Raw genomic sequence first — 15,576 nt, forward strand, 5'->3', positions numbered from 1 at the left:
CTCCTACTCCCATCTTTATAAAATAAAAAAACAGCTTCCATATGGAAACCGTTTAATCCTATTAGCCTGCTTTACCAATAGCCAAAGCCCAGATAAAGAAGAGGGCAAATCCGAACAAGAAGATCAAACCTGCAATAGCAAGTCCTTTCAACCAAGTTGGAAGGTCTTTCTTCTCTTTTGTAACAAGTACGTAATTCAAAAGCGCAAAGAAAGGTGTTGTAAGGAATGAACCAATCATGGCGAAACGAAGCATGGTTGCTACTTGACCTTGGAAGAAGAAAATAATGATGAGACCGAGAATAGATGTCAAGGTCATCCAAATATTCAAAGGTGTTTGATTTTTTTCTTTTTGGTTAAACAAAAGACGAAGAGAAATTTCGTTAACACGTGAGTAACCATCGATAACAGTAATTACAGTACCAAAGATACACAAGAAAGCGATAAAGGTAATCAAATAGCGTGACCACTCACCAAGCACTGATGCGTACATACCAACAAACTGAGCAATATACTTAGCTGATGCTGCTTCTACTGGTTTACCAGTTGGATACTGGATAAGAGCACCGAGTGCTACAAAGAATACTGCAAGAATAGCTGTTCCGATGTAACCAACGTTAAAGTCAAAGAGGGCATCATCAGTGTTAAAATCAACCGTTTTCTTTTTCTCAGCTGACCAAAGTGAGTTAATGGCTGAAATTTCAATTGGAGCTGGCATCCATCCAAGAAGTGAAACGATAAATGGAAGGGCTGCTAACTGCCATGGTGTTTTTTCAACGAAGTCAGCACTGTACTCTGGGTGTTTGATTGCCGCAATAATAACTGCTGCTACTGTTGCAATAGTCAAGGCTGACATGATCCATTTAGCCATGCCATCAAGAAGTTTGTAACCACCAAAGAGTAACATACCCCAAATGATTGCAACCAAAATGATTGACCATGTTGTAATACTCAAACCAAGCATTGGAAAGGCACTAGCAATGATAGCTGAACAAAGAATAGAAACACCTGCAGTATTAACCAAGGCTGAAAAGACATTCAAAATGAAGAATACCCAAAGATAGAACTTACCTTTCTCAGCATAACCTTCAACAAGGGTTTTACCCGTATCTGCGGTATACTCAGCACCAAAACGGAAGAATGGGTATTTAAAGAGGTTAGCTAGAATAACCAAGCCTAGCAAGGCCCATCCATAAGAACCACCCGCTTGAGTTGATGAAACGATGTGGGAACCACCTACGGCCGCTGAAGCCATTAGGATACCAGGTCCCATTGCTTTTATTTTACTACGCCAGGTAGACTGACTAGATATACTTGTTTCTGACATAAGAGAATCTCCTAAAATAAATTTTCAGAATAATCTGAATTGATGTTTACCTTTTACACAATTGTTGGAATAATTTCAATAGAATTTCACATATTTTCTGAAAAATAGAAAAAAGCCATCCAAATGGATAGCTCTTTTACTATTTAGAAAGTCCTGTAAAGAAATCTACGATAGCTTGCCAGATTTGTGCAAAAATATTTTTGCTGTTCTCAACCGCTTTGTTGGCATTAAAGTTTAGGTTGATTCCAGAGAAAGTATTACCAGCTTTCGAAACGATAGAATCTTTAAGTGAACTCAAGGTTGACTTAAAGCTAGCACTATCAATGATTGAAGACTTAGATAAATTCATAGCAAAATTCACCAGAAGGTTAATTTGCGTATCAGAAAGATTCAAGTTGTAATTATTAATTGTTTGCTGAACAATCGTTTTAGCTTGGTCTTCAGTCAACTTATCCCCTTTATCAGCAACTGCTGACTTAATATCAGTCATAGCTACATTAAGCTTGTCCGCATCATAGTCACTCTTGCCTGAATTTTCCTCATTAATTTGAGAAAGGGTTTTGAGTTCCTCTTGCGCAAGCTCTTTGCTTTCATCTGAAACTTTAGCCCCATTTTGCTCAAGGGAATAGTAAATACCAGCCAGGGCACTTTCTCCTGTAACTGCAATTGGTGCTGCTACCGTAATCTTAGCATGTTCAATACCAAGTGTCGTGGCAGCATTACGGTACATATCTGGAGTGATTTTCGTGATATTTTGCGGTGTCACAATCTCTACACTCAAGGTTTCCTTAGCACCCAGCTTAGCAATCTTAACCGAAGAATATAATTGTAAACTAGAATCGTCTGCAACATTCATGATTTTTGCATATGCTGATGTCGTTAGCGTCTTAACATTGGTATCTTTATTGCTATCATAACCCAACAAATTCAAGGTCTGGTTGCGTTGATCTTCTGACAAAGAATACCCCATGACATAGTCAGGTTGAACATAAGATTCATCAATAACCTTTTGAACGTCTGACGATGTGGCTGCTTGAGCAGCTGAAGCAAAGGTTGTTACCGAAGCTAGGAAAACCATCCCAGCAACAAGAAGTTTTTTCATTTTCATGTGTGTTTCCTTTCGAAAATAGAATAGTATCCATAATCTCCTGAAGGACGACCGAGTTTGGACTCAGCCGTGAATTCATTATACCATGACTTAAAAAAATGAGGTCAAAAAAACTACTCATGCAATTCCAAGGGGAGCCCGTCTGGATCAGCAAAGAAAGTCATCTTTTCCCAAGTAAAACTGTCCTTGCGAATCGGTTGGCATGAAATACCTTTTTGTTCCAAATCCTCGACAACCTCTTCAATATTGGCAACTTTAAAAGCTAAATGACGTAGTCCACACGCCTCAGGATAAGATGGACGTTGAGGTGGCTCCACATAATCTAAATCACTAGTCCTATTTCCAAAGATTTCTAGTTCTATATCACCTCAACGTAAGTCTAACTTATAATCATGACGCTCGGGACGATGATTTTCACGTATAATTTCAAAACCTAATTTATCAAATAAAAACCAGATTCAGTCTGGCTTTCATATCATTTGGCTTTTAGGTAACTTCTCTTAGATTTTATGAGTGTTATTTAGAATAGAGAATAGGAGTGTATCTATCTGAATTTTATCGTAGATTTTTTATATTTGATATCATTATCCAATAGTTTCAGTAAAGGCGTTACATATTCAGGGTTTGGAAACTTAGGACCAAAAATGACCTTCTCAATTTGAATTGGTTTTTCCCGTTCTACATAAAGTTTGCCTATCCCAGAGGTTTTATCAATTTTGATTTTATCATTACTTGGGTCTAGATTAGCATAGCGTAAGATACGAAGTTCGTTTTCATATTTGTAATCGACAGATTTAAATAAGTAGCGAATTTCTTCGATACAGTTGGAGATAGCTTCTTTATAAAAGTCATCATTATCATTCACTCTCTCATACAATTTTTGCTTTAAATTATTCACAGATTCTTTTAATTTTGTAATTTCATTGTCATCAAAGAGTTCTGTTTCTTCTAGTTCAAAGTTTTTACCTGTATTTTTAACATAGGCTATTCTATAGAGATAATCACTATTCCCTTTAGCTACCTTATCTTTTTTTTCAGGTTGGGGCTGTGCCTCTTCGACATTGGCAGAAAAAGTTGACTCCTTTTTCTTCGATTCGTCTACTGAGGTTTTTAAATCACTACCTAGGTATGATATGGTGGAATCCATTTGATTCATAGTCTCTAAGGGAATAGCTTCTTTACGCCATGAAACATCATTGAAAGAAGTGAATCTTGAGAAATCATCTTCCTTAAGTACCAGACAAACACCCTGTGCATTATCGCCGTATTGGGACCACATAGTCAAGTCATCTGTTTTGTTTGTAAAACTCATTAAGAACCAAGAACTTGGTTCCAAGATATCTCGTCTATCTAAACCTAATATCTTTTCTATGACGATTCCTTCTTCAGGATCATTCATATAATTAGCATTGTACAATCGAGTTTTCCCAGATACCGAAAAAGTAGTTTTCTTCTTTTCGTTCTCCTCTTGATCTAACATCTCTTGATCTAACATCTCTTGATCTAACATCTCTTGATCTAACATCTCTTGATCTAACATAATTTGGAGAGTGCTTCCCTTGGTGTAATGGCCGAATTTAAGCACCTGATTTTTATTTTCGTCTTTTAGGCCAAGTTGATACTTGATTTTTTGAACAAGTTGATAAATAGATAGCAAGTTCTTTAGTTCACACGAGTCTTCTTTATAGCGCTCTGCCCAGGTTTGTAAAATAGCATATTTAGTATTCTTTAAAAGACCTTCCCTTAGGATAAAGTTGAATAGCATGTACTCTTCACTGTCACAAATATTTTCATTACTAAAAAATAAATCATCAAATTTTTGTATCATAAATTTTGAAAATTTTTCATAGTGTTCTTTAATTATTTTTGTGGTTTGCTTACGTTCACTCAACTTCGTTTGATGATTAAATAAGATTGCTAAGAGTATACCATATATAAAAGCAATTTCTCCAGATTCTTGGAAGCGTTTATGTTCATACAATTCCTGTAATTTCTTAGTAGCAGTCTCTATTTCCTTCAACACAGTCTGCTCTGCTGATAAATTAACCAAAATCATGGCATACTGCAAAGCTATATCATGCGAATCCTGGAATTTTTTCTGCAATTTCTCTAATTTTTTAGCAGTAGTCTCTATTTCCTTCAACATAGTCTGCTCTGCTGATAAATTAACCAAAATCATGGCATACCGCAAAGCTATATCATGCGAATCCTGGAATTTTTTCTGCAATTTCTCTAATTTTTTAGCAGTAGTCTCTATTTCCTTCAACACAGTCTGCTTGATTGATAGATTGACCAAAATCCTGGCAAATGCTTCTGCTATATCATGCGAATCCTGGAATTTTTTCTGCAATTTCTCTAATTTTTTAGCAGTAGTCTCTACTTCCTTCAACACAGTCTGCTTGATTGATAAATTGAACAAAATTCTAGCATACTGCAAAGCTATATCATGCGAATCCTGGAATTGTTGTTGCAATTTCTGTAATTTCTCAACAGTAGTTTCTACTTCCTTCAACACAGTCTGCTTGATTGATAAATTGAACAAAATCATGGCATACTGCAAAGCTATATCATGTGAATCCTGGAATTTTTTCTGCAATTTCTCTAATTTTTTAGCAGTAGTCTCTACTTCCTTCAACACAGTCTGCTTGATTGATAGATTGAACAAAATTTTAGCATACTGCAAAGCAATATCATGTGAATCCTGGAATTCTTGTTGCAATTTCTCTAATTTTTTAGCAGTAGTCTCAACTTCCTTCAACACAGTCTGCTTGATTGATAAATTGAACAAAATTCTAGCATACTGCAAAGCTATATCATGCGAATCCTGGAATTTTTTCTGCAATTTCTCTAATTTTTTAGCAGTAGTCTCTACTTCCTTCAACACAGTCTGCTCTGCTGATAAATTAACCAAAATCATGGCATATGGCAAAGCTATATCATGTGAATCCTGGAATTCTTGTTGCAATTTCTCTAATTTTTTAGCAGTAGTCTCTATTTCCTTCAACACAGTCTGCTTGATTGATAAATTGAACAAAATTCTAGCATACTGCAAAGCAATATCATGTGAATCCTGGAATTCTTGTTGCAATTTCTCTAATTTTTTAGCAGTAGTCTCTACTTCCTTCAACACAGTCTGCTTGGTTGATAGATTGACCAAAATTCTAGCATACCGCAAAGCAATATCATGTGAATCCTGGAATTCTTGTTGCAATTTCTCTAATTTTTTAGCAGTAGTCTCTATTTCCTTCAACACAGTCTGCTTGATTGATAAATTGAACAAAATTCTAGCATACTGCAAAGCTATATCATGTGAATCCTGGAATTCTTGTTGCAATTTCTCTAATTTCTCAACAGTAGCCTCCCGTTCCTTCAATTCAGTCTGCTTGGTTGATAGATTGACCAAAATCCTGGCAAATGCTTCTGCTATTTCATGCGAATCCTGGAATTCTTGTTGCAATTTCTCTAATTTCTCAACAGTAGCCTCCCGTTCCTTCAATTCAGTCTGCTTGGTTGATAAATTGAACAGAATCTTAGCCAAAGCTTCTGCTATATCACGGGAGTCTTGAAAGTGTAGATACAATTGTTGTAATTTCTCAACAGTAGTCTCTCGTTCCTTCAACTTAGTCTGTTTGGTTGATAAATTGACCAAAATCCTAGCATACTGCAAAGCTATATTTTCAGAATTTTGGAACTTTAAGCTTAAAGCTTCTAGTTCAGATATAATTTCTTTACGCTTTATGATGTCATTTTGTAAGTTTGAAAGATTGACTAAAGCCATAGCATATTGTAAAGCAATGGTTTCAGATTGATTGAAGCGGTCAACAATTTGTTTGACAGAATTAGCAGTATTCAGTAACTCCTCGACATTATCTTGTTTAAACGACAAACTGACTAAAATCCTAGCATATCGTAACGCTATCTCTTCAGATTCTGGAAATTGCTCATATATTATTTTTGCTTTTTTAGCTAGAGCTTCACAGGCAGTCTTATCTGTTTCCTTGGCCGATAAGTCAAGGAGCTTACCTAACTCTGCTATACTTTGTTCCAAATTGTATTTCTGTTCATCCATACTATGCCCTCACCTTGAACTTGAAATAATAATTATTGCTAGTTAAAACTAATCTGCCTTTTCGTTTCATAATTAGTTTCTACATATTTTATCATATCAAAAACCACATTCTTCTTCTAGTATATACTAGTATATGTATGATGCTTTTTAAACATAAACTCATACAAAAAACTCATAGCGTTTCATTGGTGTAAACAGTAAGTAACCACACAAACAGAACCCGAGGAAAAACTATGAGCTACTCCCATCTTACCATAACCGACCGAATAAAGATAGAAACCTACTTAGAATCAGGTTTGAAACCTTGCCAAATTGTAAATAAACTTGGCGTCCATAAGTCTACTATTTCAAGAGAGTTAAGACGATTCCAAAATGGTTCTTCCGCAGCCTTAGCACAGGAACAGTACGACCACAGGACTAAGCAAAAAGGTCGGAAGTCTCGATTGAGACCAAAGTTGAAAAAGGAAATTGAGGACGGTTTAAAATCCTCCTGGTCGCCTAAACAGATTTGCGGCTACTATCAGCTTGAACAAAAGCCAATGGTAGCTTTTAAAACTATCTATAACTGGCTCTATGCTGGTTTGATTGATCTGGATTTAAGCGTCCTTCATCGTAAAGGAAAAACTCGACAACCCAAAGAAACACGTGGAACATTTAGGATTGGTACGTCGATTGCCAAACGTCCTAAAGAGGTCAGGAATCGTGAGACCTTTGATCACTGGGAGCTCGATACTGTGGTGTCTTCCAGAGGCAAAAGCAAGGGCTGTTTAGCGACCTTTCTAGAGCAAAAAACGCGCTTTTACTTAGCTTTCAAGATACCAGACAGAACAGCCAAATCCATGTTTTCAGCCATCGAACAACTTTGTAAGTTATTTCCAAAAGAGGCTCTTTAAACCTTCACTTCAGACAAGGGAAAAGAGTTTGCCCGCTATCCTCTGGTCGAGAATTTAGGAATTTCCTTTTTCTTTGCGGACGCCTATTCATCCTGGCAGAGAGGAAGCAATGAAAACGCAAATGGCTTACTAAGAGAATATTTCCCAAAGAAAACAGATTTAGCCCTATCTCTGATGAGGCTTTGAACAAGGCTTTAAAGGCTTTATATGATATCAATTGCCGACCACGAAATTGTTTAGCTTACAGAACTGCTAGTGAAGCTCTAGAGGATGAGTTCAAGTAAATGTTGCACTTATTCTTGCAATTTATCACATAAAAATCTCGAGATAAATCATAATCAGAAACAATGATAGCGACATGGTGTATTGTTTTCAAAAACATTTTTTCCTCCATAGAAAAAGGCCTTACGGCCCTTTCTTAACTTTGAAATTGATTGTATGATTTGTTGAAGGCTTCAATAATATCTGAACTTGCCTTATCAAAGTCTACCTGCGAATCCAAGTTCCCTTTAACAATTGTACGCTGAGTTGCTTCAGCATCTGTACAAGTTACCAAAGTCACTTCAGACTTACCAGGAGTGTCATCAACCACTGCTACTTCAGTTGGTTGGACAATTTTCACCTCACTGATAACATAGGTGTAGATCTTATTTTTATCCGTAAGGTAAATCTTCATACCTTCTTTAGCCCTATCTAATGGAGAGAAGAGCATATCAGAAGCCCCAGCAATACCGAAAATATGGTGACTAGCCAAAGAGTAGTTATTTTCTCCACCCATGACTTGGTTTTCCTTCATAGTTCCAGCACCGTAAGTCAACTCTGTATTTCCAAGACCTTTGAAAATAGGGAGATTGATACCGACCTCAGGAATGGCAATACCACCAATGACTGGAAGATCTTGGGCATCCATCTGGGCTTGCAAGACCGACTCTGTACTAATAGATTTAACCGTATCAAAGTCAAAACTCGCCTCAGCTTCCTTGTTTTTCTCTATGGTCTTTTTAGAAACATTACTTACTTGATATTTGTTAGTATTCCAAGCGATTACAGTGTTTCGAATTGATTTATTGAAAATTAAAGCTAAACCAACAACCAAGAGAACAACAATCAAGCTCCAACGAAGAACCTCAAGCCACTTACGACGCTTTTTTGGCGTCTTATTTTTGTTACCTTTGCTCATTAGTTGTCACCACTTTCTTGGTCTTCAATAACTTGATCAACTTCTTCAGGTTCAACCAAAGCGAAAGTGACAATACGAGCAGTAGCATCTAAACGCATGACCTTAACCCCTTGAGTAGCGCGACCAGTTTGAGAGATGTTAGCAACTGCGGTACGGATAATAACACCCGTATCAGTTATGACCATAATATCCTCATCACCAGAAACTGTTACAATACCTGCTAGGTTACCATTTTTATCAGTGATATTAGCTGTCTTAATACCTTTACCACCACGACCCTTAGTTGGGTATTCAGTAGCTGAGGTACGCTTTCCGTAACCTTTTTCGGTGATAATCAAGACTTCTTGGTCTTCAGTAATAGCTGCTGCACCAACGACTTGGTCACCATCACGAAGGGTTACCCCTTTAACACCAGCAGCCATACGACTCATACTGCGAATAGTATCCTCTTTGAATCGCACACTATAACCAAATTTAGTACCAATAATAATTTCTTCATTACCAGTAGTCAAGAAGACATTGATGAGTTCATCACCTTCTCTAAGTTTCAAGGCAATCAAACCATTTTGGCGGATATTTTTGAATTCTGCTTCTTTAGTTCGTTTCACTAAACCTTGACGAGTTACAAAGACAAGGTGATTGTTATCTGATGCTTCATCACTCTTAGCATTAATCACTGTTTGAATTGTCTCACCTTCATCCAACTTCAAGAGATTGACAATTGGTAACCCCTTAGCTGTACGGCCATACTCAGGAATTTCATAACCCTTAAGACGGTATACACGCCCTTTGTTGGTCATAAAGTAAAGGTGATCATGAGTACTTGTTGAAACGATATCACGAACAAAGTCATCATCGTTCACACCAGTACCTTGGACACCGCGACCACCACGTTTTTGTGAACGGAACTCGTCTTGGGCTAAACGTTTAATATACCCTTTATTTGAGAGAGTGATAACAACATCTTCTTCCTCGATGAGGTCCTCATCTTCAAGAGAAATAACTTCTCCGACCATAAGCTCTGTGCGGCGAGCATCTGCAAATTTACGCTTGCTTTCGTCCAATTCTTCCTTGATGATAGCAATGACACGTTCTGGTTTTGCCAAAATATCAGCTAAATCAGCAATAAGAGCCAAGAGATCATTGTACTCATTTTGAATCTTATCACGTTCCAAACCTGTCAAACGACGCAAACGCATATCAAGAATAGCTTGACTTTGACGTTCCGTGAGTTCGAAGCGAGCCATCAAGTCAGCTTGAGCCTCAGCATCAGTTTGACTGTTACGGATAATCGTAATTACTTCATCCAAATGATCAAGGGCAATCAACAAACCTTCTAAAATGTGGGCACGTGCCTCAGCCTTATCCTTGTCAAACTGTGTACGACGAACCACAACTTCTTGTTGGTGAGCAATATAGTCAGCCAAGATTTGACGTAAAGAAAGGATTTTAGGAACACCCTTTTCAATGGCCAACATGTTGAAGCTGAAGTTAGTCTGAAGTTGCGTTAATTTGAACAAATTGTTCAAGATAACATTGGCAGAAGCATCACGACGCACTTCGATGACAAAGCGTACGCCTTCACGAGAAGACTCGTCACGGACTGCTGTAATCCCCTCAATACGTTTTTCTTGAGCTAAACGAACGATATGTTCATGGACCTTGGTCTTATTGACCATGTAAGGAAACTCAGTGACAACAATACGCTCACGACCTGATTTAGTTGTTTCAATTTCAGTACGCGAACGAAGAACAATAGAACCCTTACCAGTTTCATATGCACGGTGAATACCAGATTTCCCCATGACCAAGCCACCAGTTGGAAAGTCTGGACCAGGAAGAACTTCCATCAGTTCACGTGTTGTGACTTCAGGATTGTCCATCATCAATTTGACAGCATCAATCGTTTCAGCCAAATTGTGTGGTGGGATGTTAGTCGCCATACCAACGGCAATCCCTGTCGCACCATTGACAAGAAGGTTTGGAATGCGTGACGGAAGAACGATTGGCTCACGTTCTGATCCATCATAGTTATCTTGAAAATCAACGGTATTCTTATTGAGATCACGAAGCATTTCCAAGGCGATTTTAGACATACGCGCCTCAGTATAACGCTGAGCGGCAGCCCCATCACCATCCATAGAACCAAAGTTCCCGTGACCGTCAACCAACATGTAACGGTAGCTCCACCATTGCGCCATACGAACCATGGCTTCATAGATAGATGAGTCTCCGTGTGGGTGATATTTACCCATGACATCCCCGGTAATACGGGCAGATTTTTTATGTGGCTTATCAGGTGTCACCCCAAGCTCATTCATTCCATATAGAATACGACGTTGTACAGGTTTTAAACCGTCACGAACATCTGGGAGAGCACGAGACACGATAACACTCATGGCATAATCGATAAAGCTCGTCTTCATCTCAGACGTCAAATTAACGTCAATTAAATTATTATCTTGCACTCTAAAAATGCCTCTTTTCTTTCATTCAAATCATTCCAAACTCTAATAAAAGAGTATAGAAAATTTCTATAATATTATACCATAAAACGCTTTACTTTTCAGTTGTGTAAACGCTTTCATCTATTATTTCCTTATTATTTCGTGACATCCATCACTTAAAGTGGTAGAATAAGCAGTGTACGGGGTAACCCAATTAAAAAATAAGGAGATGTTTAGACCCATGACTGCAACTAAACAACACAAAAAAGTCATCCTCGTTGGTGACGGTGCCGTAGGTTCATCTTACGCTTTCGCACTTGTAAACCAAGGTATCGCTCAAGAACTTGGTATCATCGAAATTCCACAATTGTTCGAAAAAGCTGTTGGTGATGCGCTTGACCTTAGCCACGCGCTTGCTTTCACTTCACCTAAAAAAATCTACGCAGCTAAATACGAAGACTGTGCGGATGCTGACCTTGTAGTTATCACTGCTGGTGCTCCACAAAAACCAGGTGAAACTCGTCTTGATCTTGTTGGTAAAAACCTTGCTATCAACAAATCTATCGTTACTCAAGTTGTTGAATCAGGCTTCAAAGGAATCTTCCTTGTAGCAGCTAACCCAGTTGACGTATTGACTTACTCAACATGGAAATTCTCAGGATTCCCTAAAGAACGCGTTATCGGTTCAGGTACTTCACTTGACTCAGCTCGTTTCCGTCAAGCACTTGCTGAAAAACTTGGCGTTGATGCTCGTTCAGTTCACGCCTACATCATGGGTGAACACGGTGACTCAGAATTTGCCGTTTGGTCACACGCTAACATCGCCGGTGTAAACCTTGAAGAATTCCTTAAAGACACTCAAAACGTTCAAGAATCTGAATTGGTTGAATTGTTCGAAGGTGTTCGTGATGCCGCTTACACAATCATCAACAAAAAAGGTGCTACTTACTATGGTATCGCCGTTGCCCTTGCTCGTATCACTAAAGCTATTCTTGACGATGAAAATGCAGTACTTCCATTGTCTGTATTCCAAGAAGGTCAATATGGTGTAAGCAACGTCTTTATCGGTCAACCTGCAATCGTAGGTGCACACGGTATCGTACGTCCAGTTAACATCCCATTGAACGATGCTGAACAACAAAAAATGAAAGCTTCTGCTGACGAATTGCAAGCTATCATTGATGAAGCATGGAAAAACCCTGAATTCCAAGAAGCTTCAAAAAACTAATCTAACATTAGTTAGATAAAAGTCTCCAGTAGGAGGCTTTTTTCGTATTAAAAAAAACAGCTAATTCGACTGAATTAGCTGTTTAAGATTATTTAGCTGAGATGGCTGCTTTAGCAATATAGCTAAGCGGTTGGTTAAAGTGTGGTAAGAAGAACAAATCAAGCAATTGAAGACGGTCAATAGTTACACCTTCTTGGATAGCCAATGAGAACATGTGGATTCCCATAGAGATGTCCATGCGTGATACCATTTGAGCACCAAGAACTTTGCGTGTATCTTTGTCATAGACAATCTTGATTGTAACGTCTGCATTTTCATCTTCCATAAAGGCAGCTTTTTGAAGATCTGTTGAAGATACTACTGCTGGATTGAAACCAAAGCGTTTTGCTTTTTCTTCTGTCAAACCAGTTGATACCATGTTCAAACCATAGATTGAGATACCATTTGATCCTTGAACACCGTTTGATTCAACATCGCCACCACCGGCATTATGACCACCGACAATACCTGAACGAACAGCGTTCGAAGCCAAGGCAATGTAGTTCACATCATCGAGGGCATTATCATAAACGGTAGCACAGTCACCAACTGCATAAACATCTTTGATTGATGTTTCTTGTTTTTTATTAACAAGGTAAGCGCCATTACGGAATGTTTCCAACTTACCAGCACCGAGAGCTGTATTAGGACGGAAACCAACAGCAAGAACAACCATATCAACATCGTAAGCATTTTTATCTGTAACGATGCGTTCTACCTTAGTTTCACCTTCTACTGCTTTAACAGTTTCACCAAATGCCAATTTAATACCGTGGCTTTCCATATTTTTAGCCATAAGGTCAGTCAAGTCATGGTCGTAATAACCTGCCAAACATGTATCAACAACGTCGATAAGGATAACTTCTTTTCCATGACGTTGGAAAGCTTCAGCCAATTCAACACCAATGTAACCAGCACCTACAACCGCTACACGTTTGATATCTTGAGATTTGTCGTTCAATTTATCAATAACTTCTTGAGCGTTTTGGAAAAGTTTAACGAATTGAAGGTTTTCAAGTGTAGCTTCGAAAGTACGGCTACCTTCTTTAATTTCGGCACCTTCGATTGGAGGCAAGATTGGTTGAGAACCTGTTGCCAAAATCAATTTGTCATATGATTCAACATGCTCTTTACCATCTACGAGGGCTGTAACAGTTTTACCATCAAAGTCAATAGACTCAACTGGTGAGTTCATATAAACTTTAGCGCCCTTGCTTTCAAGTCCTTCTTTGTTGGCATAGAAAAGACCATCAGAACCTGAGATTTGATTACCGATCCAAAGGGCCATACCACAACCCAAGAATGAAATGTTAGAGTTTTGGTCGAAAACAACTACTTCATTTTGGTCTCCGTAATTATCGAGAATAGTATTAATACTAAAAGTACCAGCGTGGTTAGCACCAACAACTACGATTTTTGACATAAGTTTGTCCAACTTTCTTTTGATAATAGTTTACTAATTTATTCTACCATAATCGGAAAACGGTTACACCTTTTATGCTCAGACTTTGTTACTTTTTGAACAAATTAAATTTGTATGCTCAAAACCCAAATAGGTCACGACAAAATCTGTAGAAAAACACTTTATGATGCTGACGACCTTCCTCTACACCATCTCCGTCTTATCAAATCTTAGTAAGTCTACTCGGCTCTTTAACATAAAAAAAGAGTGAGCAACTCTCTCTTTAGAGAATGCCAACACTCTTTTATCACTATACTAACTCATTAAAATCCCAAACATCTGTCCAACCTTCATAAAATTCCGGTTCGTGACATACCATGAGGACACTACCTTTAAAGGCCTGAAGGGCACGCTTCAATTCATCCTTGGCGTCAACATCCAAGTGGTTGGTCGGTTCGTCCAAAACAAGGACATTATTTTCACGATTCATAAGGAGACAGAAACGAACCTTAGCCTGTTCTCCACCTGAAAGCACCTGAATTTGACTTTCAATATGCTTAGAGGTTAATCCGCATTTGGCTAGAGCTGCACGAACCTCAGCTTGATTTAGAGCTGGGAAAGCGTCCCAAACTGCTTCAAGAGGTGTCTGACGTGAGCCTTCTGCTTCTTGTTCAAAATAACCTAGGTCAATAAAATCACCTGTTTCAACTTCTCCTTCGAGTGGTTGAATAATACCAAGCAGGCTCTTAAGCAAAGTGGTCTTACCGATACCATTGGCACCGACAATAGCTACCTTTTGATTACGTTCGAATGTAAGATTCAATGGAGCCTTGGTCAACGGACGGTCGTAACCAATAACAAGATCTTTGGTTTGGAAAATAAAGCGTCCAGGTGTACGGCTTTCCTTGAAATGGAATTCTGGTTTTGGCTTCTCTGCCTGCAACTCGATAATTTCCATCTTATCCAATTTCTTCTGACGCGACATGGCCATATTTCGAGTAGCAACACGCGCCTTGTTACGGTTAACAAAATCTTGAAGGTCTGCAATTTCCTTTTGCTGACGTTCATAGGCTGCTTCCAATTGAGCTTTCTTCATTGCATAGACAGATTGGAAATTGTCATAATCACCTGCATAGCGAACCAGATCTTGATTTTCAACATGGTAGACAATGTTAATCACATCGTTTAGGAACGGAATATCGTGCGAAATGAGGACAAAGGCATTTTCATATTCTTGAAGATAGCGTTTAAGCCAGGCAATATGCTCAGCATCCAAATAGTTGGTAGGCTCATCAAGAAGCAAGATATCTGGTTTTTCAAGCAATAACTTAGCCAAGAGAATCTTGGTACGTTGACCACCTGAAAGGTCCGTTACATCTGAATCCATACCAAAATCCATGACACCTAGTGCTCGGGCAACCTCATCAATCTTAGCATCTAGTGTATAGAAATCACGCGTTTCCAAACGATCCTGAAGCTCACCTACTTCTTCCATCAGAGCATCAACGTCGGCTCCTTCGTCAGCCATAGACATGTAAATCTCGTTGATGCGTTCTTCAGTTTTAAAGAGCTCATCAAAAGCCGTACGAAGGACATCACGAATGGTCATCCCCTTTTCAAGAACAGCATGCTGATCCAAGTAACCCGCTGTAACGTACTTTGACCACTCTACCTTACCTTCATCTGGCTGCAATTTTCCAGTAACGATAGACATGAAGGTTGATTTCCCTTCACCGTTAGCACCGACAAGACCGATATGCTCACCTTTGAGCAAACGGAATGAGACATTTTCAAAAATAGCACGGTCACCAAATCCGTGACTAAGATTTTTGACTTCTAAAATAGACATAGCATATCTGGGCTAAAACAGTCTTCAGCCCTTTCCT

8 protein-coding genes and 3 pseudogenes are annotated in these 15,576 nt (G+C 38.6%); 2 read left to right on the forward strand and 9 right to left on the reverse strand.

Features of this window, described 5'->3' with window-relative positions; genetic code table 11:
• Positions 1 to 61: 61 nt before the first annotated feature.
• From LG375_RS02365 to LG375_RS02380, 4 genes and pseudogenes are all read right to left on the reverse strand, one after another.
• Positions 62 to 1,324: an NRAMP family divalent metal transporter gene (locus LG375_RS02365; RefSeq protein WP_225745208.1), complete on the reverse strand. Its 1,263-nt coding sequence runs from the start codon at positions 1,322 to 1,324 to the stop codon at positions 62 to 64.
• Positions 1,325 to 1,463: 139 nt separating this feature from the next.
• Complete coding sequence (locus tag LG375_RS02370; RefSeq protein ID WP_225745209.1) at positions 1,464 to 2,432, reverse strand: DUF1002 domain-containing protein; 969 nt, start codon at positions 2,430 to 2,432, stop codon at positions 1,464 to 1,466.
• Positions 2,433 to 2,545: 113 nt separating this feature from the next.
• Positions 2,546 to 2,890: pseudogene (locus LG375_RS02375) on the reverse strand (VOC family protein).
• A gap of 86 nt (positions 2,891 to 2,976) precedes the next feature.
• Positions 2,977 to 6,501: a DUF2971 domain-containing protein gene (locus tag LG375_RS02380; RefSeq protein ID WP_225745210.1), complete on the reverse strand. Its 3,525-nt coding sequence runs from the start codon at positions 6,499 to 6,501 to the stop codon at positions 2,977 to 2,979.
• 233 nt (positions 6,502 to 6,734) lie between these two features.
• Between LG375_RS02380 and LG375_RS02385 the strand changes: the two are divergent.
• Positions 6,735 to 7,678, forward strand: a pseudogene (locus LG375_RS02385) (IS30 family transposase).
• 26 nt (positions 7,679 to 7,704) lie between these two features.
• Here LG375_RS02385 and LG375_RS02390 read toward each other — a convergent pair.
• The 3 genes and pseudogenes from LG375_RS02390 to gyrA all read right to left on the reverse strand — a co-directional run.
• Positions 7,705 to 7,776 (reverse strand): annotated as a pseudogene (locus tag LG375_RS02390) (VOC family protein); the annotation flags it as partial.
• A gap of 36 nt (positions 7,777 to 7,812) precedes the next feature.
• Positions 7,813 to 8,574, reverse strand: coding sequence for a class A sortase (locus LG375_RS02395; RefSeq protein WP_225745211.1), 762 nt, complete (start codon positions 8,572 to 8,574; stop codon positions 7,813 to 7,815).
• Positions 8,574 to 11,042 carry a DNA gyrase subunit A gene (gene gyrA, locus LG375_RS02400; RefSeq protein WP_225745212.1) on the reverse strand — a complete coding sequence of 823 codons (2,469 nt, stop codon included), beginning with the start codon at positions 11,040 to 11,042 and terminating at the stop codon, positions 8,574 to 8,576. Before gyrA ends, LG375_RS02395 begins: the two co-directional genes overlap by 1 nt.
• Positions 11,043 to 11,262: 220 nt before the next feature.
• Here gyrA and LG375_RS02405 point away from each other — a divergent pair, with 220 nt between their 5' ends.
• Positions 11,263 to 12,249 (forward strand): L-lactate dehydrogenase, encoded by a 987-nt coding sequence (locus LG375_RS02405; protein WP_073689811.1) that lies wholly within the window; start codon positions 11,263 to 11,265, stop codon positions 12,247 to 12,249.
• An 88-nt stretch (positions 12,250 to 12,337) separates the two neighbouring features.
• Here the strand turns inward: LG375_RS02405 and nox are convergent, their stop codons facing one another.
• Positions 12,338 to 13,711: a H2O-forming NADH oxidase gene (gene nox, locus LG375_RS02410; protein WP_048675487.1), complete on the reverse strand. Its 1,374-nt coding sequence runs from the start codon at positions 13,709 to 13,711 to the stop codon at positions 12,338 to 12,340.
• 289 nt (positions 13,712 to 14,000) lie between these two features.
• Positions 14,001 to 15,539 (reverse strand): ABC-F family ATP-binding cassette domain-containing protein, encoded by a 1,539-nt coding sequence (locus LG375_RS02415; RefSeq protein WP_225745213.1) that lies wholly within the window; start codon positions 15,537 to 15,539, stop codon positions 14,001 to 14,003.
• Between the last annotated feature and the right edge of the window lie 37 nt (positions 15,540 to 15,576).

This window comes from Streptococcus sp. Marseille-Q3604 (assembly GCF_916619785.1).
Classification (GTDB): domain Bacteria; phylum Bacillota; class Bacilli; order Lactobacillales; family Streptococcaceae; genus Streptococcus.